The sequence below is a fragment of the Streptomyces sp. NPDC058295 genome, assembly GCF_042880655.1.
GTDB lineage: Bacteria > Actinomycetota > Actinomycetes > Streptomycetales > Streptomycetaceae > Streptomyces > Streptomyces coriariae.
On record NZ_JBHVYO010000017.1, the window covers coordinates 158,625 to 177,491 of the forward strand.

The 18,867-nt window shown below is 72.0% G+C and carries 20 protein-coding genes; 12 read left to right on the forward strand and 8 right to left on the reverse strand.

Going from position 1 to position 18,867, the window contains the following annotated elements:
- Positions 1-41: 41 nt before the first annotated feature.
- Positions 42-203 carry a hypothetical protein gene (locus ACFVYS_RS20345; RefSeq protein ID WP_389503811.1) on the reverse strand — a complete coding sequence of 54 codons (162 nt, stop codon included), beginning with the start codon at positions 201-203 and terminating at the stop codon, positions 42-44.
- A 373-nt stretch (positions 204-576) separates the two neighbouring features.
- On the opposite strand from ACFVYS_RS20345, the gene ACFVYS_RS20350 reads away from it, so the two are divergent.
- The 8 genes from ACFVYS_RS20350 (at position 577) to hemC (ending at position 8,086) form a co-directional block, all read left to right on the forward strand.
- On the forward strand, positions 577-1,617 hold the full coding sequence (locus ACFVYS_RS20350; RefSeq protein WP_389503813.1) for a zinc-binding dehydrogenase: 1,041 nt from the start codon (positions 577-579) through the stop codon (positions 1,615-1,617).
- A gap of 200 nt (positions 1,618-1,817) precedes the next feature.
- On the forward strand, positions 1,818-2,969 hold the full coding sequence (locus ACFVYS_RS20355) for a histidine kinase (RefSeq protein WP_389503815.1): 1,152 nt from the start codon (positions 1,818-1,820) through the stop codon (positions 2,967-2,969).
- Between the two features lie 242 nt (positions 2,970-3,211).
- Positions 3,212-4,006, forward strand: a complete 795-nt coding sequence (locus tag ACFVYS_RS20360) for a hypothetical protein (RefSeq protein WP_389503817.1) — start codon at positions 3,212-3,214, stop codon at positions 4,004-4,006.
- A gap of 409 nt (positions 4,007-4,415) precedes the next feature.
- The gene (locus tag ACFVYS_RS20365) at positions 4,416-5,372 is read left to right on the forward strand and encodes an ATP-dependent DNA ligase (protein ID WP_389503856.1); all 957 of its coding nucleotides are present in this window, start codon (positions 4,416-4,418) and stop codon (positions 5,370-5,372) included.
- 154 nt (positions 5,373-5,526) lie between these two features.
- On the forward strand, positions 5,527-6,303 hold the full coding sequence (locus ACFVYS_RS20370; protein ID WP_389503819.1) for an NPP1 family protein: 777 nt from the start codon (positions 5,527-5,529) through the stop codon (positions 6,301-6,303).
- 79 nt (positions 6,304-6,382) lie between these two features.
- Complete coding sequence (locus ACFVYS_RS20375) at positions 6,383-6,559, forward strand: hypothetical protein (protein ID WP_389503821.1); 177 nt, start codon at positions 6,383-6,385, stop codon at positions 6,557-6,559.
- Complete coding sequence (locus ACFVYS_RS20380) at positions 6,556-7,023, forward strand: GNAT family N-acetyltransferase (protein ID WP_385252576.1); 468 nt, start codon at positions 6,556-6,558, stop codon at positions 7,021-7,023. The genes ACFVYS_RS20375 and ACFVYS_RS20380 overlap by 4 nt, the downstream gene beginning before the upstream one ends.
- A gap of 127 nt (positions 7,024-7,150) precedes the next feature.
- The gene (gene hemC / locus ACFVYS_RS20385) at positions 7,151-8,086 is read left to right on the forward strand and encodes a hydroxymethylbilane synthase (RefSeq protein WP_389503823.1); all 936 of its coding nucleotides are present in this window, start codon (positions 7,151-7,153) and stop codon (positions 8,084-8,086) included.
- A 34-nt stretch (positions 8,087-8,120) separates the two neighbouring features.
- Here hemC and ACFVYS_RS20390 read toward each other — a convergent pair whose 3' ends face one another.
- The 4 genes from ACFVYS_RS20390 to ACFVYS_RS20405 all read right to left on the reverse strand — a co-directional run bounded on the left by ACFVYS_RS20390 (position 8,121) and on the right by ACFVYS_RS20405 (position 10,972).
- A complete protein-coding gene (locus ACFVYS_RS20390; RefSeq protein WP_389503825.1) occupies positions 8,121-8,642 on the reverse strand; it encodes a hypothetical protein in 522 nt (173 codons plus the stop codon).
- Between the two features lie 191 nt (positions 8,643-8,833).
- Entirely contained in the window at positions 8,834-9,694 is an 861-nt protein-coding gene (locus ACFVYS_RS20395; protein ID WP_389503827.1) for an ABC transporter permease, read from the reverse strand.
- Positions 9,654-10,505 carry an ABC transporter ATP-binding protein gene (locus tag ACFVYS_RS20400; protein WP_389503829.1) on the reverse strand — a complete coding sequence of 284 codons (852 nt, stop codon included), beginning with the start codon at positions 10,503-10,505 and terminating at the stop codon, positions 9,654-9,656. Before ACFVYS_RS20400 ends, ACFVYS_RS20395 begins: the two co-directional genes overlap by 41 nt.
- Entirely contained in the window at positions 10,502-10,972 is a 471-nt protein-coding gene (locus ACFVYS_RS20405; RefSeq protein WP_389503831.1) for a MarR family winged helix-turn-helix transcriptional regulator, read from the reverse strand. Before ACFVYS_RS20405 ends, ACFVYS_RS20400 begins: the two co-directional genes overlap by 4 nt.
- A gap of 270 nt (positions 10,973-11,242) precedes the next feature.
- Between ACFVYS_RS20405 and ACFVYS_RS20410 the strand changes: the two genes are divergently transcribed.
- A complete protein-coding gene (locus tag ACFVYS_RS20410) occupies positions 11,243-12,034 on the forward strand; it encodes a SigB/SigF/SigG family RNA polymerase sigma factor (RefSeq protein WP_389503833.1) in 792 nt (263 codons plus the stop codon).
- Between the two features lie 17 nt (positions 12,035-12,051).
- On the opposite strand, the gene ACFVYS_RS20415 is transcribed toward ACFVYS_RS20410, so the two are convergent.
- Entirely contained in the window at positions 12,052-12,405 is a 354-nt protein-coding gene (locus ACFVYS_RS20415; RefSeq protein ID WP_389503835.1) for an ANTAR domain-containing protein, read from the reverse strand.
- 118 nt (positions 12,406-12,523) lie between these two features.
- On the opposite strand from ACFVYS_RS20415, the gene ACFVYS_RS20420 reads away from it, so the two are divergent.
- On the forward strand, positions 12,524-13,327 hold the full coding sequence (locus ACFVYS_RS20420; protein WP_389503837.1) for a VOC family protein: 804 nt from the start codon (positions 12,524-12,526) through the stop codon (positions 13,325-13,327).
- 25 nt (positions 13,328-13,352) lie between these two features.
- Here ACFVYS_RS20420 and glgX read toward each other — a convergent pair whose 3' ends face one another.
- The gene (gene glgX / locus ACFVYS_RS20425; RefSeq protein ID WP_389503858.1) at positions 13,353-15,470 is read right to left on the reverse strand and encodes a glycogen debranching protein GlgX; all 2,118 of its coding nucleotides are present in this window, start codon (positions 15,468-15,470) and stop codon (positions 13,353-13,355) included.
- Between the two features lie 98 nt (positions 15,471-15,568).
- Entirely contained in the window at positions 15,569-16,087 is a 519-nt protein-coding gene (locus ACFVYS_RS20430; protein WP_389503839.1) for a pep a2, read from the reverse strand.
- A 297-nt stretch (positions 16,088-16,384) separates the two neighbouring features.
- Between ACFVYS_RS20430 and ACFVYS_RS20435 the strand changes: the two genes are divergently transcribed.
- Both ACFVYS_RS20435 and ACFVYS_RS20440 read left to right on the forward strand, forming a co-directional pair.
- Positions 16,385-16,684 carry a DUF5133 domain-containing protein gene (locus ACFVYS_RS20435; protein WP_389503840.1) on the forward strand — a complete coding sequence of 100 codons (300 nt, stop codon included), beginning with the start codon at positions 16,385-16,387 and terminating at the stop codon, positions 16,682-16,684.
- A 77-nt stretch (positions 16,685-16,761) separates the two neighbouring features.
- The gene (locus ACFVYS_RS20440; RefSeq protein ID WP_389503842.1) at positions 16,762-18,717 is read left to right on the forward strand and encodes an alpha-1,4-glucan--maltose-1-phosphate maltosyltransferase; all 1,956 of its coding nucleotides are present in this window, start codon (positions 16,762-16,764) and stop codon (positions 18,715-18,717) included.
- Positions 18,718-18,867 lie beyond the last annotated feature (150 nt).

The window sequence follows — 18,867 nt, forward strand, 5'->3', positions numbered from 1 at the left end:
CGGATGGTAGCGGTCACCCGTACCCGGCGGTACGTCCCGGCTCACATCCGGCCGCCGCCACGCTCCCCCTGAGCAGATCCGACGCAGGGTCGCACGGCGGCCCGGTCGAGCGGCACGCCCGCCATGGCGATCAGCCGGTCGGGCCGCCGGGCACAGGCGCCCAGGTGGGCGACCTGGGCGAGGGCCCGTTCCGGCTCGACCACCGCGGGTGAGGCGGGCGGCACCGCCGGCCGCGCGGGGGCATGACCCCAGCCTACCGTTCTGGTTGCCTAACTCAAGCAAATCATCTCGCTTGCTTGACTCAAGTAATCCAAATGTGCTTGCCTAACTCAAGCAATCCGGGAGCCGTCTGAGCGGAGTCGGCCCCCGGCCGCCGAACCCGTGGGGACGGGGCTCGGCGCGGTCCCCGGGCCCGGCAGCCGGCCGCCACCCGCCCGGCGCCGGGCCCCGGGACGCCTCCGACCCACCACGCAGCGCTCGGCCGCTCCTCCCCCGGCAGAGCACGGCCCCCAGCACGGCCCCGAGCCGGCGACACCTGTCCCCGGCAACCAGTTCCTCCAGCGAGAAAGGCTCCTCATGAGCACGATGAAGTCCGTCCGGACCGGCGCGGTCGGCGCGATCGAGGTCGTGGACGTCGAGCGCCCGGTACCCGGTCCCAAGGACGCGCTCGTCCGGGTCCGCGCCTGCGGCATCTGCGGCACCGACGTCACCTTCCTGCACATGGGCGGCATGCCCGCCCGGGCCCATCTGGGCGGCGAGCTGATCCCCGTGCCGTTGGGCCATGAGCCGGCCGGTGAGGTCGTGGAGGTCGGCGCCGAGGTGGACGGTCTGAAGGCCGGCGACCGCGTCGTCGTCAACCCGCAGGCCGCGCCCACCGGCATCATCGGCTGCGGCGGGAAGTTCGGCGGGATGAGCGAGTACCTGCTGATCGAGAACGCCGAAGTCGGAAAGAGCGTCGCCGTCTTCCCCGACACCGTGCCGTTCGCCGTGGCGTCGCTCAACGAGCCGATGGCCGTGTCCCGGCACGCCGTCAACCGCTCCGGAGCGGGGCCGGACGACAAGGTCGTCGTGTTCGGCGCCGGGCCGATCGGTCTGGGCGCGGCGATCTGGCTGAAGCTGCGCGGTGTGGAGCACGTGGTGGTCGTCGACGTCATCCCCTCCCGGCTGGAGAAGGCGCTGGCCGTCGGGGCGGACGCCGTCATCGACTCGGCCCAGGAGGACGTGGCCGCGCGGCTGACCGAACTGCACGGGCAGAGCGCCAACGCCCTCGGCCAGCCCCGGCCGGGCACCGACATCTTCCTCGACGCGGCCGGCGCCCCGGTCGTCTTCGACACCGTGGTGCGGTCGGCGAAATGGCACGCGAAGCTGGTCATGGTGGCCGTACAGAAGAAGGGCGAGATCGACCTCGGCGGCATGCTCCGCAGCGAGCTCACCCTCATCGCCTCCCAGGGCTACCCGACCGAGATCTTCGAGGTGACCCCGGAACTGGTCGAGCACCAGGAGCGGTTCGCCAAACTGATCAGCCACCGCGTCCCGTTCGCCGAGGCCGCCCGCGCCTTCGAACTGGCCCTGACGCCGGGCGCGGCCGAGAAGGTCGTGGTCACGCTGGACGACTGAGCGGTCCGCCGGAGTGCCGCGCCGGGCCGCCGACCGGCAGCAGGTCCGTCATGGCCGGTCGCACGGCTCCCGCGCCCGGCGGGCCAGGCCCTCCCGGACGGCGGCCCGCATCGTCCTCCCCCTCCACCGTCCCCCCTCCCCCCTTTCCCTCCCCCTCCCCCTCTTCTCTTCTCTTCTCTTCACGAGAGGAACGGCACTCCATGCGCGCGACCCTGCGACAGGCGGCGCGGGCCACGGTCCACCTTCTCCTGGCCGCCGCCATGGCCTTCGGGTCGTACCTCTTCATCACCGTCCTGCTCATCGCCGCCACCGGCGCGGTCACCGGGGTCGGGATCTGGCTGCTGCCCGAGACCGTGCTGCTGATCCGCCGGATCGCCGGGGCCAAGCGGCGGCTGACGGCGTCCTGGACCGGCCGGGAGATACCGGAGGCGTACCGGACGGTCACCGGTCCGCTGCGCGAGCGGCTGCGGACGACCGCCGGGGATCCCGGCACCCTCACCGATCTACGCTGGATGGGGGCGTACTACGCCTACGGCTGGCTGACGGTGCTGATGTTGCCGCTGTGGCCGGCGGGCCTCCTCGTCGACGGTGTGCGGCGCGGACTGCTCGGCCGCGAGGCGCTGGTCCTGCCGTTGCTCGTCCGGCTCGCCGACCTGGAGGCGGGCTGGTCGGCCGCGCTGCTCAGCCCCTCCCCCAAGGCGCTGCTGGCCAGTCGGGTCGAGCAGCTCACCGCGACCCGGGCGGACGCGGTCACCGCGCACGGCGCCGAACTGCGCCGGATCGAACGGGACCTGCACGACGGCGCCCAGGCGCGGCTGGTCGCCCTGTCGATGCGGATCGGACTGGCCCAGCGTGCGTACGGGGCCGATCCCGACACCGCGCGGAAACTGCTCTCGGACGCGCAGGACCAGGCCGAGGAGGCCCTGACCGAACTGCGGCACGTGGTACGCGGCATCCACCCGCCGATCCTCACCGACCGGGGACTGGAGGGGGCCGTGCGGGCGCTGGCGGGCAGCAGCGGACTCGGGGTGACCGTGCGGACCGACCGGCTCCCGGACCGGCCCCGGGCGCCGGCCGCGGTCGAGTCGGCCGCCTACTTCGTGATCGCCGAGGCGCTGACCAACGCCGCGAAGCACAGCGGGTCGGACCGGACCGAGGTCGTGCTGGCCCGCTCCCGGACCGGGCTCAGCGTGCGGGTACGCGACGAGGGGTGCGGCGGCGTCGACGAGAGCGCCGGCTCGGGTCTGCTGGGCATGCGGCGCCGGGTCGCCGCGCTCGACGGGACCGTGCGGGTGAGCAGCCCGGCGGGCGGGCCGACGGTGATCGAGGTGGAGCTGCCGTGCGTGTGGTGAGCGCCGGTCCGACGAGGCCTGCGCCCCGAACCGCCGGCCCCGACACCCCAGCCGGGGCACCGACCACGGGGATCACGGTCGCGTCGGCCCCTGTTCCGGACCGGGGCCGCCGCGGCCGCCCGCGGTGACGGGCGGTCGACGTCAGAAGTCGTCCGCGCCGTTGCGGAGTTCGGGGTCCAGTAGCCGGTGAGGGCCTTCGACGGGTCGACGGCGATGCCGTCGCTGCCGGGTGCGGTGCGGCGATGACCGTGGGGTGGCGCTCCAGCACGAGGGAGAACGCCGACACGCAGGTCACGGCCAAGGACGGCCCCGTGGTCCGTGACGCCGCCCTCGACCGGACCGCGCGCTGGATGCTGTCCCGGGCCACCGCCGCCGCGCTGCACTTCGACGCCGACCACGACCGGACCGCGCCTTCCGGCGACCCGGACCCGGACAGCGCGCCCACCGGGCGGGAGGAGGCACGTGCCTGGCTGGCGGCCGAACGGGCCCAGTGGCTCGCCGCGCTGCGTCGGGCCCATGACACCGGCGGCTACCGCGAGGTCCTCGACGCGGCGGAGGCCATGCACTGGTTCTCCGACCTCTACCAGCACTGGGAGCAGTGGGTCGAGGTGTTCCGGCGCTCCTCCGACGCCGCCCGCGCACTCGGCAGCAGGCGGGAGGAGGCGGTACACCTCAACTACCTCGCCTGGGCCCACAATCTCTGCGTCCACGACCCCCGGGCCGCCCTGGTCTGCGCCGACGCCGCGCTCGCGGCGGCCCGCGACAGCGAGGATGGGCTCCAGCACAGGCGCTCGCCTACGGCGCGGGAGCACTGCAACGGCTGGGCCGGATGGAGGAGGCACACACGCGGCTGCGCGGGGCGGCCCACCGCCTCGCCGCGCAGAACTTCCCGCAGGCCAGGCTGGCCGAGCTGTCCGTGCTCAACGCCCTCGGCGCCCTGCTGCGCCGGACCGGCCGGGCGACGGAAGCCCTGGAGCCCCACCGCCGCAGCGAGCGGATCTGCCGGGCGGGTGTCCCCGGGCGGGCGGCGGAACTGATCGCTTTCTACCACGCCGTCGCCCGCCAGCAGATCGGCAACGACCTGGCGGCTCTGGAACGCCGGCACGAGGCCGAGGCGTCGCTCCGGCAGGCCCTCGACTTCTTCGACGAGGCCCGGATGCCGGCCTGGGCCGAGCAGGCCCGGCTCGACCTGGGGCAAGTGCTGGGCGCCCTGGGACATCCCGAAGCCCGGGAGACCTTGCTCGCCGCCCGGGACGCCCTGGCCGAGCTGAGGAGCCCGCGACAGGCCGATGCCGGCACCGCACTGGCCGAGCTCGATCTCGCCGCCACCGGCGGGTGAACTCCACCGGCACAGCGCCGCCGTTCAGGCGAAAGCGCGGCCCGTTCCGCGTGCTTCGGCCCGGCCGCGTCCACAACTCACCCGTGACCCTCCCTCTCATCGCCCCCATGCTCGCCACCCCGGGCCGTCTGCCGCCCGTCGCCCAGGACGCGCGCTGGGCCTACGAGACCAAGCAGGACGGGCAGCGGGCCGTGGTGTATCTCGCCGGAGACGGGAGCCTCACCCTGCGCGCCCGTTCGGGGGAGGACATCACCGGCGCCTATCCCGAGCTGCGGCCGCTGGCCGGAGCGCTCGGCGCCACGCCGGCCGTGCTGGACGGCGAGGTCCTCGCCCTGGACGGACAGGGCCGGGCCGACTTCCAGTTGCTCCAGTCCCGGATGGGCCTGGTCCAGGCGCCGGGCAAGGCCGCCCGGCTGGCGGCGACGGCACCGGTGCACCTCGTGCTGTTCGACGTGCTGCATCTCGGCGGGCGGTCCCTCCTCCCGCTGTCGTACACGCGGCGCAGGGCCCGGCTGGAGGCGCTGGCGCTGGACGGGCCGTTCTGGTCGACGCCGCGTGCCCTGGTCGGACACGGGCGGGAAGCCCTGGAGGCGACCCGCGCCCACGGCCTGGAGGGACTGGTCTGCAAGCGTCTGGACTCGGTGTACGAGCCGGGGGTGCGCTCCCGCGCCTGGATCAAGATCCGGAACATGCGCGTCGCGGACGTCCTGGTCGGCGGCTGGCTGCCGGGCAAGGGCCGGCTGACCGGGCTGCCCGGCGCCGTCCTGGTGGGCCAGCGGGCCGCGACGGGACTGCGGTACGTCGGCGGGGTGGGCACCGGCTGGAGCGAGGCCGAGCGGGTCGAACTCGCGGCCCTGCTGCGGGCCGCCGCGACCGACGAGTGTCCCTTCGACGCCGTACCGCAGGCGCCGGGCGCGCGCTGGGTCGTGCCCCGGTTGGTCGGCGAGGTCCGGTACAGCACACGGACCCGGGCGGGGCTGCTGCGCCAGCCGTCCTGGCTGCGGCTGAGGCCGGACCTGACCCCCGAGGAATCGGCGGCGGACCTGCCGGACATTTCCGCCTGACCTCACCTCGGCAGCCAAGTATTGGGCTGTGCTTCACCACTGATACCCCTGCGACCTCTTGGCGTGGAAGGGAAAACCGGGGAAGCTGAGCTGCTTTTCAACTCCCTCTCCCCACACAGCCGTTCGGCTGCGCCCGAACCCCGAGGAGGACGCAGTGTCGTCATCGAAGTTCAAGGTCCACGGCCGGAGGTGGCTCACCGGGTTCGCCGGTGCCGCCGCGCTCGTCGTCGCCCTCCCGTCGGTGGCCTTCGCCGCCCCGCCGACGGCCCTGCCGTCCAACGCCGAAGCCGCCGAACTGACCTATCAGCCCGCGTTCGACTACGACACGGACGGCTGCTACTCGACCCCCGCCATCGGCCCCGACGGCACGGTCAACGGCGGGCTGAACCCGACCGGCGCCCTCAACGGCAGCTGCCGGGACGCCTCCGACCTGGACAACACCAACAGCTACTCGCGCTACAAGTGCAACAACGGCTGGTGCGCGTACCTGTACGGCCTCTACTTCGAGAAGGACCAGGCCATAGCGGGCAGCAGCATCGGCGGGCACCGGCACGACTGGGAGCACGTCGTGATCTGGGTGCAGAACGGCCAGGTCCAGTACGTCTCGACCTCCAACCACGGCTCGTTCACCGTGACCGCGGCCTCCGGGGTCCGCTTCGACGGCTCGCACGCGAAGATCGTCTACCACAAGGACGGCATCAGCACGCACTGCTTCCGGCTCGCGAACTCCAATGACGAGCCGCCGGAGAACCACAAGGGCACCTGGCAGTACCCGCCCCTGGTCGGCTGGAACGGCTACCCGGCGGGCCTGCGGGACAAGCTGAGCGCGTACAACTTCGGCAGCGCCAACTTCGGCCTGAAGGACGCCAACTTCAGCAACCACCTCTCCTCGGCGAAGCCGTCCGGGATCGCCTTCGATCCCGCCGCGTGAGCCCCGGCCGCCGTCCGCGGGCCGGGGTGCGCGCTCCCCTACCGTGGACGGCGGCGCACGCACGCCCCATGATGTCCGGATGGATCTTCACGACGAACTGCCGCCGGCCGTGCCGGCGAAGGAGCTGCTCGCCCTCGCCGAGGAGCATCACGCCCGCACCGCCCGGCCGTTGGGCACCCGAGAGGTCGCGGGGCACCTCGTCGGGGAGCGGCTGTCCGCCTGGGGCGCGGACACGGTCGAGGGGGACGTCCGGTGAGCGCCGCAGCACGGGTCCGGCACGCCGAACGGTCCGATCTGCCGCGCGTCGCCGAACTCGCCGCCCAGCACGCGGAGTACGAGCGCGCCGCCCCGCCCGTGCCCGACCTCGCGAAGCGGCTGGCCGGGCTCCTCTTCGACGCCCCGACGCCCCGGCTGTACTGCCTGGTCGCCGAACTGCCCGACGGCGAGGTCGTCGGCTACGCGACCTGCGCGCCCGAGCTCTCCACCTGGGAGGGCCGCGAGTACCTCCACATGGACTGTCTGTTCCTCACCCCCGGCCACCGCGGCCTCGGTCTGGGCGCCCTGCTGGTGGCGGCCGTGGCGGCCCAGGCCCGGAGTCTGGGCATGAGCGAGGTGCAGTGGCAGACCCCGGCCTGGAACGACGGGGCGATCCGCTTCTACGCCCGGCTCGGCGCCCTCGGCACCGACAAGCGGCGCTTCGTTCTCGACGTGACCTCCTGATGCCGGAGAAGCGGTCGCCCGCCACTCGTCCGCGTGCCCGTGGAAGCGCCGCCGACGGGCCGTCCACCCGTGACCGAAACCGACCACCGGCACGGGGCACGGTCCGCGAGGGTCTATCGTGTCCCGCATGTCCGTTCCGGAAATGATCCGTATCGTCTCCCGTGACTCGCCCATGGCGCTGGCCCAAGTGGAGCGCGTGCGCTCGGAGTTGGCCGCCCTTCATCCCGGTGTGCGCACCGAGGTCGTCCCCGTGAAGACGACCGGCGACAAGTGGATGGGCGACCTGTCGAAGGTCGACGGCAAGGGGGCCTTCACCAAGGAGGTCGACGCGGCGCTGCTGGCCGGTGCGGCGGATCTCGCGGTGCACTGCGTCAAGGACGTTCCGGCGGACCGGCCGCTGCCCGCGGGCACGGTGTTCGCCGCGTTCCTGGAGCGCGACGACATCCGTGACGCCCTGGTGCACCCGGGTGGCCGCACCCTGGACGAGCTTCCGGACGGGACGCGTATCGGCACCTCGTCGGTGCGCCGGGTCGCCCAGCTGGCCGCGACCCATCCCCACCTGGAGTGTGTGCCGTTCCGGGGCAACGCCAACCGGCGGCTGGAGAAGCTGGCGGCGGGCGAGGCGGACGCGCTGCTGCTCGCCGTGTCCGGCCTGGAGCGCATCGGCCGGCAGGACGTGATCAGCGAGGTGTTGTCGCCGGAGACGATGATGCCGCCGATCGGCGCGGGCATCCTCGCCCTCCAGTGCCGCGAGGGCGACACCGACGTCATCGACGTCGTCAGCGGGCTGGGCGATCCGGCCACCCATCGGGAGGCCACGGCGGAACGCATGTTCCTGCATGTGCTCCAGGGGCACTGCAACAGCCCGATCGCCGGCTTCGCTCGTGTGGACCGCAGCGGCGAACTGTCCCTGCGGGCCTGTGTGTTCACCCCGGACGGGAAGACCCGGCTGAACGCCCACGAGTGGGCCGGCCGGCTGGACCCGGCGACGCTCGGCACATCGGTGGCGGTGTCGCTGCTGCGTCAGGGCGCGCGCGAGATCATCGACGGCATCCCGCACTGACCGTCCGCCGACCCGGCGAAGGGCGCGGCACCCCTCAGGCGCTGCCCTCTTCGGCCTGGTCGCGCAGGAAGTTGCTGACCTGGCGGGCCAGGCTGTCGCGTCCCGCGCCGGCCGGGGTTCCGCCGGATCCCTCGGCCAGACCGATGCCGCCCGTCCACAGCCGGCGGTCGGCCCAGTCGTCGTCGACCCGCAGTTGGACCTGGACGTCCACCTGGGCGAGCGACGCCTCGGGTCCCGCCGCGTAGAGCACCGCTGTGGCCCGGCGCAGCGGATAGACGTCGAAGCCCTCGATGAACTGCGAGTTGCGCCAGTCGATGAACGCGCTCTCCCCGTCGGCCCCGAGCCGTACGTCGATCTGCCCGTCCTCGAGGTGGATCGTGGAGTTCTTGCCGCCCCGGTTCTCGACGGTCACCCGCAGGCAGAAGTACGTCAACCCCTCTGCGGCGTCGTCGCGTCCCCTGGGCGGCTCGCTCTGCTCCAGGCGGTGGACGCGGACCCGCAGACCGGCATGCTCGTCGTACTCCTGCCAGTCCCCGACCACGTTCGGCTCGTACACAGTCCACCTCTCGACTTCTACCGGCTGCTTCCTATCCGTGCGCCGATCGCACTGTCAAATGAGCAGAATGCGCTGTGGCCAGGGAATTCATCCCTTTTGATCGCTGATCAAGCCGTGCGCAGGCAGAATCCGCCGACAGGCCGCGAGAGGGCCTGGCGCGGGCGTGCCGCACATCACGTTCCCGGGCGGGATCAACGGGCCAGCCGGCCCAGGAGAGAGGAGGCCGCGGCGATGCCGAGCGCGGCGGCCACGATCAGCACCCCGAAGTCGAGGGCGAGGTGCGCCGGCGTGCCGAGGAGCAGCCCCCGCAACGCGTCCACCTCGTAGCTGAGGGGGTTGACCTTGCTGACGGCCTGGAGCCAGCCCGGCATGATGTCGACCGGGTAGAGCGCGTTGGAGCCGAAGAACAGCGGCATGGTGATCGCCTGCCCGAAGCCCATGAGGCGGTCGCGGCTGAGGACGATGCCCGCGATGGTCATCGACAGGCAGGAGAAGAAGGCCGAGCCGAGGACGACGATCGCGGCGACCCCGAGCAGCTTCAGCGGGTTCCATGTCAGGGCGACGCCGAGCAGGGCGGCGATGACGACCACGACGACCGCCTGGATCACCGACTTCACGCCGGCCGCGAACGCCTTGCCGGTGATCAGCGCGGACCGCGGAGTGGGCGTGACCAGCAGCTTGTTGAGGACGCCGGCGTCCCGCTCCCAGATGATCTGGATGCCGTAGAAGATGGCGATGAACATCGCGGACTGGGCGATGATGCCGGGCGCCAGATAGTCGATGTAGGGGATGCCGTCGGTCGGGATCGCCTTGATGCGGGTGAAGGTCTGACCGAAGATCAGCAGCCACAGGGCGGGCTGGACCGCCCGGGTGTACAGCTCGGTGCGGTCGTGCCGCAGCTTCTGCAGTTCGACGGCGCACAGGGCGGCGACCCGGGCCGGCAGCAGCCGCCAGCCGACGCGGGGCCGGGGCGGCCGCAGCAGCAGGTCGATGTTCTGCGGAAGGGAGCGGTCAGCCGACGCGCTGAGCGGTACGGCGGGTGCTTCGGACATCGCGGAAATCTCCTGCCTGCTCGTCGAGGCCGCTTCCGGCGACGTCCCGGAAGACGTCCTCCAGGGTGGGCAGCGGGGCGGTGGCCGGCGCGCCCTCGGCACGTCGGCGTTCGCCGAGCCCCTGCCGGAGCTCGGCGGGGGTGGCGAGGGCGCGGATCCGGCCGCGGTGCATCAGGCCGACCCGGTCGCAGTACTGGTCGGCCTCGTCCATGTAGTGCGTGGTCACCAGGACGGTCATGCCGGTGGCCTCGCGTACGGCGGTGATGTGCTCCCAGACACCCGTTCGGGCGATTGGGTCGAGGCCGATCGTCGGTTCGTCGAGAATCAGCAGCCGGGGTGCGCTGACCAGGGCCTGGGCGAGTTCGAGACGACGGACCATGCCGCCGGAGTAGGTGCCGGCGAGCCGGTCGGCGGCGTCCGTGAGACCGACGGCGCCCAGCGCCTGGCCGACGCGTTCGGCGCGCTCGCGCCGGGACACGTCGAAGACGCGGGCGAACAGGGAGACGTTCTCCCGGCCGGTGAGCCCCGAGTCGGCGGACAGCTGCTGCGGGACGTAGCCGAGCAGCCTGCGTACGGCCATGCGGTCGCCGGCGGTGTCGTGTCCGAAGACGCCCACCATGCCGGGCGGCACCGGCAGCAGGGTCGTGATGCAGCGGATGGCGGTGGTCTTGCCGGCTCCGTTGGGCCCGAGCAGGCCGAAGACCTCGCCCTCCCGGACGGTCAGGTCGAGCCCGTCGACCGCCTTCGTGTCACCGAAGGCGTAGGCGAGCCCGGTGCAGGCGACGGCGTCCGTGGCGCTGTCGGTCGTCATGACTCCTCGGCCTCCTCGTGCAGGCTGACGGCGAGCGCGCGCAGGGCGGGGAGCGCCGCGCGCAGGGCTTCCCGGTCGGCGGCGTCGAGGCGGGCGACCTGCCGGCCGACGAGCGCGGCGCGCCGCTCCCGCCACGCCCGCAGCCGGGCCTCGGCCGCGTCGGTGAGCAGCAGCCGGGCGGCCCGCCGGTCGGCGAGGTCGGTCTCGCGGACCAGGTAGCCGTCCTTGACCAGATGGTTCACGAGGGTGGAGACGGAGTTGCCCGCCAGGTACAGCTCCCTGGCGGCGTCCGAGACGCCGATGCCGGGCCGCGCCTCGACCAGGCGCAGCAGTTCGACCTCGGCACCGCGCAGCCGCGGCACGGTCAGGCCGGCCCGCAGCCGCCGTCTGAGCAGCCGCTGGACGCCGACGAGCGCGTCGGCGAGCTCCTCCGGGAACGTCTCCTGGTCCCACCGCTCCTGATCCACGCGAACGAGATTACCTCTGTGTCAGAGGTAATCCACCCAAGGAAGGGTCAAGAGCGGGCGTCGCGGGTGGGAGTCAAGGGCAACACGGCACAAATGGGGTGAAATTGTTTCAAGACGGTCCATCGCGGGAATCTCTCAGGAGTGCTTCGGACAGGAGGCACGTCCGTGGGATCCCGCCGAGTGGCCGTTCCCGGGTGTTCTCCCGTCAGCCCGAGTGCGCGACTCCCACGGTGCCCGACCCCTTCTCGGCATCCTCCTGGAAGGCGCAACATGCGTAGCACCGTCAGAACGAAGCAGCACCCCCACGACGACGCGCCGGACACCGGCGAGTCCTTCGTGCGGCTCGCCGGCCTGGCCGACGGGCCGGAGCGCCAGGCGCTCAAGGACGAGCTGGTCCGCCTCTGGCTGCCCATGGCCGAACGGATCGCCGTCCGGTTCCGAGGGCGCGGTGAGAACCTCGAGGACCTCTACCAGGTCGCCGCCCTGGGACTCGTCAAGGCCGTCGACCACTACGACCCGGACCGCGGGCGCGCCTTCGAGGCGTACGCGGTACCGACGATCACCGGTGAGATCAAGCGGCACTTCCGCGACCACATGTGGACGCTGCACGTACCTCGCCGGGTCCAGGACCTGCGCAACCGGGTACGGAGCGCCGCGAAGGAGCTGTCGCAGACGACTCCGGGGCGCCCGCCCACCGTCGCCGAGATCGCCGCGTACGCGCAGCTCACCGAGGACGAGGTGCGCACCGGCGCGGAGGCGCTGGAATGCTTCTCCGCGCTGTCGCTGGAGGCCGAACTGCCCGGCACCGACGGCTACGCGCTGGAGGACGCCCTCGGCAACCCCGATCCCGGCTACGACGCCGTCGTCGACCGGGTGGCCGTGGCGCCCTGTCTGCGGGCTCTGCCGGAGCGTGAGCGGACGATCCTGTACATGCGGTTCTTCGCCGGCATGACGCAGAGCCGGATCGCCGAGCAGCTGGGCATCTCGCAGATGCACGTCTCCCGCCTGCTCAGTGGCTGCTTCGCCCGGCTGCGCGAGGAGATCGCCGCCGACATGGACTGACCCTCGTCCCGAGGGCATCACTCCGAAGGGTCCACGGGGTCCAGGGGCGGGGCGCCGGGAATCTGGGTGGGGCCGAGCCGGTCCAGAGAGTCCTCCAGCTGCGCCCGGATCTCGTCGGGCATGTCCCCGGTGCGCCCCCAGACAAGGATCAGTTCGGCGACGTAGCGCAGCTTGATGTTGGTGTGCTGGGAGACCTCCTTCAGCACGATCCACCCCTGGTCGGGCGTCATCCGCCCGAGGGCGACCATCACTCCGATGGCCTGGTCGACCACGGCGTGGGAGGCGACCGCCGCCTTCAGCTGGTCGACCTCCTCCTGGAGCGCGAAGATCCGGGCCGTTTCATAAGCCGTTCCGCGCGGTACTCGTGCCACCGCTCCATCGTGCCACCCGGTCGCTCGGCAGGCGCCCGGGACGGTTCCGGCCGGACACTGGTGGTAGCCCAGCCCGGTAGCCCAGCCCGCCGGCCGAGAGACCAGGAACGCGAGTGCCATGAACCGTCGCCCGACATCCGCCCCCGGTACGCGGGGATCAGTCTCCACGGACTCCGTGTTCGGCGCGCCCTGCTGGGTGAGTCTGACCAGCCGCGACCTGGACGCCACGCAGGGGTTCTACGAGGCCGTCCTGGGCTGGGAGTGGCGCCGGGGCGTGCTCGGCGACCACTTCCGCACGGCACTGGTCGGCAGCGTGCCGGTCGCCGGGGTGGCCGCCGTCGCCGCGATGTGGCAGATGGCGGTCGCCTGGACGCCGTACTTCGCCGTACCCAGCGCGGACGACGCCGCGTCCCGGACCCGGGAGCGCGGCGGAACCGTGGCCGTGGGGCCGATCTCGCTGCCGCCGGGCCGGGCGGCGCTGCTGGCCGACCGGGACGGCGCGACCTTCGGTGTCTGGGAGGGCGAGCTGATCGGCAACTGGGAGGCCTGGCGGCAGGACGCGCCCGCCTTCATCAGGCTGCACACCCGCGACGCCTTCGACTCCGCCATCTTCTACGGCGAGATCCTCGACTGGGCCACGGACCGCCCCGGCAGCGTCGAGGTCCACTACGAGCGCGGCGAGGTCGTGCTGCGCAGCCGGGGCGATGTGGTCGCCCGGATCGAGTCCGGCGCGCTGGAGGCGGCGCCCGACCCCACGATCCGTCCGCACTGGCAGGTCCACTTCGCCGTCGCGGACGTGACGGCCTGTGCCCGGGCGGCCGAGAAGCACGGCGGCAGCGTGCTGATCGAGACCGCCCACGAGGCCGTGCTGCGCGACCCGGACGGCGCCCAGTTCACGGTGACCTCGAGCCGGGGACGCTGAGCGCCCCCGGTCTCCGTCGGAGGTCTCAGTCGGAACGGCGCGGGGGCCGGGCCAGCACGATCAGGCTGCGGGCCTCCAGCGTCACTTCCGCGGCCGCCTTGTACTCCGTCTCGTCCGGGCCGCCGTCGGGCTCGGTGGTGTCGGCGCACACCGTCCAGCGCTCGCCGTAGGCGGCGGCGGGCAGCCGGAAGACGACCGGTTCCCAGTAGCTGTTGAACAGCAGCAGGAACGAGTCGTCCACGACGGGCCGGCCCCGGGGGTCGGGTTCGGCGATGGCGTCGCCGTTGAGGAAGACGCCGACGCTGTGCGCGTCGGCGCGCTGCCAGTCGTGGTCCGTCATCTCGCGCGCGTCCGGCAGCAGCCAGACGAGATCGGGCAGCGGCTGCCGGGCGTCTCTGACGGTCTCGCCCCGGAAGAACCGGCGCCGGCGCAGCACGGGGTGGGCGGCGCGCAGGGCGACGAGGCGCCGGCAGAAGTCCGTCAGGCTCCGCTGCTCGTCGGTCAACCGCCAGTCGATCCAGGAGACTTCGCTGTCCTGGCAGTAGGCGTTGTTGTTGCCGCCCTGGGTGCGGCCGAGTTCGTCGCCGTGGCCGATCATCGGGATGCCCTGCGACAGCAGCAGCGTGGCGAGCAGGTTGCGCTGTTGCCTGGCCCGCAGTTCCAGGACCGCCGGGCGGTCGGTGGGCCCCTCGGTCCCGCAGTTCCAGGAGCGGTTGGTGCTCTCGCCGTCCCGGTTGCCCTCGCCGTTGGCCTCGTTGTGCTTGTCGTTGTACGAGACGAGGTCGCGCAGCGTGAAACCGTCGTGCGCGGTCACGAAGTTGACGCCGGCGCGCGGACGGCGCCTGCTGTGGGCGTACAGGTCCGAGGAGCCGGTCAGCCGGGAGGCGAACTCGCCCAGCGAGCCGGGTTCCGCGCGCCAGAAGTCGCGTACGGCGTCGCGGTAGGGGCCGTTCCACTCCGACCACAGCGGCGGGAAGTTGCCCACCTGGTAACCGCCCTCGCCGACGTCCCAGGGTTCGGCGATGAGTTTGACGCGGCTGATCACGGGGTCCTGCTGGATCAGGTCGAAGAACGCGGACAGCCGGTCGACCTCGTGGAACTGGCGGGCGAGGGTGGCCGCGAGGTCGAAGCGGAAGCCGTCGACATGCATTTCCGTCACCCAGTACCGCAGCGAGTCCATGATCAGCTGCAGGACGTACGGGTGCCGCATGAGCAGGCTGTTGCCGGTGCCGGTGGTGTCGTAGTAGTGCGCCCAGTCGCCGTCCACGAGCCGGTAGTAGGAGGCGTTGTCGATGCCGCGGAAGGAGAGGGTGGGGCCCTTCTCGTTGCCCTCGGCGGTGTGGTTGTAGACGACGTCGAGGATCACTTCCAGGCCGGCCGCGTGCAGCGCCTTCACCATGGACTTGAACTCGGTGACCTGCTCGCCGCGGGTGCCGTGGGCGGCGTAGGCGTTGTGCGGGGCGAAGAAGCCGATGGTGTTGTAGCCCCAGTAGTTGGACAGGCCGCGGTCCGTCAGCACACCGTCCTGCACGTACTGATGCACGGGCATCAGCTCGATCGCCGTCACGCCCAGCGAGGTGAGGTGCTCGGTCACCGCCGGGTGCGCGAGACCGGCGTAGGTGCCCCGCAGGGCGGGCGGAACCTCGGGATGGGTGCGGGTCAGGCCGCGCACATGGGCCTCGTAGATCACCGTGTCGGCGTAAGGGCGCCTCGGCGGCTCGTCGTCACCCCAGTCGAAGGCGGCGTCGGTGACCACGCCGAGCAGGGTGTGCCCCGCGCTGTCCGCCGGGTCGGGGCGGTCGCCGGCCCGCTCGAAGAGGGAGGCGTGGTTGTCGATCTGGCCGTCGACGGCGCGCGCGTAGGGGTCGAGGAGCAGCTTCGCCGGGTTGCACCGGTGGCCGGAGCCGGGGTTCCACGGCCCGTGCACCCGGAAGCCGTAGCGCTGCCCGGGGCCGATCCCGGGCAGGTAGCCGTGCCAGACGAAGCCGTCGACCTCGGTCAGCGGGACATCACGGGTGGCGCCGTCGTCGTCGACGAGGACGAGGTCGACGCGTTCGGCGACCTCGCTGAACAGCGCGAAGTTGGTGCCCTGTCCGTCGAAGTCGGCGCCCAGCGGGAAGGGGTGCCCGCTCCAGGCGGGCACCCCGGCACTCCGGTCCGGCCGGTCCGTCCGGTTCCTGTCGTCCTTGCGGTCCTTGCGGTCCTTGCGGTCCTTGCCGTCCTTCCGGTTCGGCCGTGAGGTCACCGGGCGGCCTCCAGGACGCCGTGCGCCTCGTCCGTCGGGGCCGGGGCGGCCAGGGCCGCCACCGGCAGTTCGCGGGGCACTTGACGCACCGCGCGCAGGCTCGGCGCGGGCCCGGTCCGCACCAGCGGGACCCGTTCGCCGGAGCGGGCCCGTTGGGAGAACCAGATGACCTGGCTTCCGGTGCCGGTGGCGCAGCACCCCCAGCCGTCGCTCATCACGGCGATGCGCTGCAGACAGGCTCGCAGGTCCTGGTCGGGACGCAGCCGGCGGTCGCGGCCCCCGATGGCCGTGATCAGGTGTTGCCCGTTCCACCACATCTCGATCGAGGTGTGCTTGTCCGTGGCGTGCTCGTCGATCGCGGTCAGCAGCATCTCGGCGCCGCGGCAGACGGTCTCGACGTGGGTCTCGAGCTCCCAGTAGGACAGGTGAGCGGCCAGGATGCGCCTGACCTGTCCGACCCGTTCCGGACAGACGTCCACATCGAGGTGGTAGTAGCAGGGGACTGCTGTCTTCATCGTCGTTCGCTCCTCACCGGCGAGGCTCCCACTCCTGCTCGGCCCGACGGGCCAGAGTTCCCCAATACGAAGCGTGAGCGGTAATCGCTCCAGAGTCACAACCACAGTGGGGCTGCTACGCCATTCGTGCAACACGAGCACACCACAACCAAGATCCAACAGGACGTTGGGTGATGCGCCGTGCACCATAAGTGAAGGCCTCACAAGGTCGGACACTTCGCGCCTCCGCGCAACGGGCCGACCCGGCCGCCTCGAGCGACCTCCCCTTGCTTGAACTCCCGGAAGGTGCACAGCGCGATGCTGCAACCAGCGAAGACAGAAGTCGCCAGGACCTTGCGCAGTTACCGGGCCTGGGAGCGGGACATGCTGGCGCGACCCGACGACCGCACGGCGCGGGCCGCGTTCGAGGACTGCGGCTACACCCTCTGCGTGCTGATGGGCAAGCGCTGCGCACGGGAGGCCGCGGACGCCGCCGAGCAGTATCTGCGGGCCGGCGTGGACGCCCTCCACCGGGAGCGCTGGGGCCTGAGCCGGAGAAGCGGCGTCGCGCGGCTCTCGGCGACGCGGCCGCTCCCCTGCCAGCCCGCGGAGACGTAGCGCTCCGCGCGCGGGTGCAGTCCGTTCGCCCAACACCGGGCGGACGAAGCCATTTTCGAGCTAGCGGAGGTGCAAGGGTGAAGTCCACCAGGGCGATCGGCCGTATCCCGGTGCGGGACGTCGAACCGCGCGTGGAGTGCGGTAGGCGGCCGGCGAAAGCCGTGACCGGGGAGACGGTGCGGATCTCCGCGACGGTGTTCCGCGAGGGCCACGACGCCATCGGCGCCAACGTGGTCCTCAAGAACCCGGACGGCGGCCGCGGGCCCTGGACCCCGATGCGCGAGCTCGCCCCCGGCAGCGACCGCTGGGGAGCCGATGTCACCCTGGAGGCCACGGGCCGCTGGACCTACACCGTGGAGGCCTGGAGCGACCCGGTCGCCACCTGGCGGCACCACGCGGAGATCAAGATCCCGGCCGGGATCGACCCGGGTCTGGTCCTGGAGGAGGGCGGTCAGCTCTACGAGCGCGCGGCCGCCCGGGCCCCGCGCGGACCGGAGCGCACCCTTTTGCGGGACGCGGCGAAGAAACTGCTCGACGACTCGGCTCCGGTGGCCGAACGCTACGCGGCGGCGCTGACACCGCAGGTCGACGCGGTGCTGGGCCGGTATCCGCTGCGGGAGCTGGTCACCGCGTCCGAGCCGCTGCCGCTGCTGGTCGAGCGGGAACGCGCCCTGTACGGCGCCTGGTACGAGTTCTTCCCGCGCTCCGAGGGGACCCCCGAGCGCCCGCACGGCACCTTCCGCACCGCCGCGCGCAGGCTGCCCGCCATCGCCGCGATGGGCTTCGACGTCGTCTACCTCCCGCCGGTCCACCCCATCGGCACGACCTTCCGCAAGGGCCGCAACAACGCGTTGAACGCCGCGCCGGGTGATGTCGGGGTGCCCTGGGCGATCGGCTCGCCGGAGGGCGGTCACGACGCCGTCCACCCGGAGCTGGGCACGCTGGAGGACTTCGCCTGGTTCGTGCGGCGGGCCGGTGAGCTGGGCCTGGAGATCGCCCTCGACTTCGCCCTGCAGTGCTCCCCCGACCACCCCTGGGTGCACAAGCACAGCGAGTGGTTCCAACACCGCCCGGACGGCACCATCGCCTACGCCGAGAACCCGCCGAAGAAGTACCAGGACATCTACCCCCTGGCTTTCGACGCCGACATGAAGGGCCTGGTCTCCGAGACCGTGCGGGTGCTGCGGCACTGGATGTCGTACGGGGTGCGGATCTTCCGCGTGGACAACCCGCACACCAAGCCGGTCGTGTTCTGGGAGCGGGTCATCGCGGACGTCAACCGCACCGACCCCGACGTGATCTTCCTCGCCGAGGCCTTCACCCGCCCCGCGATGATGCACACTCTCGGCCAGATCGGCTTCCAGCAGTCGTACACCTACTTCACCTGGCGCAACACCAAGCAGGAACTGACGGAGTACCTCACCGAACTCTCGGGGGACGCCGCCTCCTACATGCGGCCCAACTTCTTCGCCAACACCCCCGACATCCTGCCGGGCTATCTCCAGGACGGCGGCCGTCCCGCCTTCGAGGTCCGCGCCGTCCTCGCCGCCACCCTCTCGCCGACCTGGGGCCTCTACAGCGGCTACGAACTCTGCGAGAACGCGCCACTGAAGGAAGGCGGCGAGGAATACCTCGACTCGGAGAAGTACCAGCTCAAACCCCGTGACTGGGCGGCCGCCGAGCGGGAGGGCCGCAGTCTCGCCCCGCTCATCACCCGGCTCAACAAGATCCGGCGGGCGCACCCCGCCCTGCACTGGCTGCGGAACCTCCGTTTCCACGGCACGGACAACCCGTCCGTCATCGCGTACAGCAAGAGCGCGGGTTCGAACACGGTTCTGGTGGTCGTCAACCTCGACCCTCACCACACCCAGGAGGCGACGGTCTCGTTGGACATGCCGCAACTCGGCCTGGACGACGGCGCGTCCCTGACCGTGCACGACGAACTGACCGGCGAGACCTACGCCTGGGGCAGGACGAACTACGTGCGCCTGGAGCCCGGCCGGACACCTGCCCACGTGTTCCACGTCCGGTGACCCGCACCGCCGATCGGAGGCCCCAGCCCGCCATGACCGTCAACTCCCCTGTCCCGGACACCTTCGAGGACACTCCCGCCAAGGACCGCGACCCCGAGTGGTTCAAACGCGCGGTGTTCTACGAGGTCCTCGTCCGCTCCTTCCAGGACA

Bases quoted from the DNA above. Each gene is read 5' to 3' on its own strand.
- ACFVYS_RS20360 (WP_389503817.1), top strand. From the start codon at position 3,212: ATGACCGTGGGGTGGCGCTCCAGCACGAGGGAGAACGCCGACACGCAG.
- ACFVYS_RS20355 (WP_389503815.1), top strand. From the start codon at position 1,818: ATGCGCGCGACCCTGCGACAGGCGGCGCGGGCCACGGTCCACCTTCTC.
- ACFVYS_RS20420 (WP_389503837.1), top strand. From the start codon at position 12,524: ATGAACCGTCGCCCGACATCCGCCCCCGGTACGCGGGGATCAGTCTCC.
- ACFVYS_RS20350 (WP_389503813.1), top strand. From the start codon at position 577: ATGAGCACGATGAAGTCCGTCCGGACCGGCGCGGTCGGCGCGATCGAG.
- hemC (WP_389503823.1), top strand. From the start codon at position 7,151: ATGTCCGTTCCGGAAATGATCCGTATCGTCTCCCGTGACTCGCCCATG.
- ACFVYS_RS20375 (WP_389503821.1), top strand. From the start codon at position 6,383: ATGGATCTTCACGACGAACTGCCGCCGGCCGTGCCGGCGAAGGAGCTG.
- ACFVYS_RS20365 (WP_389503856.1), top strand. From the start codon at position 4,416: ATGCTCGCCACCCCGGGCCGTCTGCCGCCCGTCGCCCAGGACGCGCGC.
- ACFVYS_RS20435 (WP_389503840.1), top strand. From the start codon at position 16,385: ATGCTGCAACCAGCGAAGACAGAAGTCGCCAGGACCTTGCGCAGTTAC.
- ACFVYS_RS20430 (WP_389503839.1), bottom strand. From the start codon at position 16,087: ATGAAGACAGCAGTCCCCTGCTACTACCACCTCGATGTGGACGTCTGT.
- ACFVYS_RS20395 (WP_389503827.1), bottom strand. From the start codon at position 9,694: ATGTCCGAAGCACCCGCCGTACCGCTCAGCGCGTCGGCTGACCGCTCC.
- ACFVYS_RS20400 (WP_389503829.1), bottom strand. From the start codon at position 10,505: ATGACGACCGACAGCGCCACGGACGCCGTCGCCTGCACCGGGCTCGCC.
- ACFVYS_RS20410 (WP_389503833.1), top strand. From the start codon at position 11,243: ATGCGTAGCACCGTCAGAACGAAGCAGCACCCCCACGACGACGCGCCG.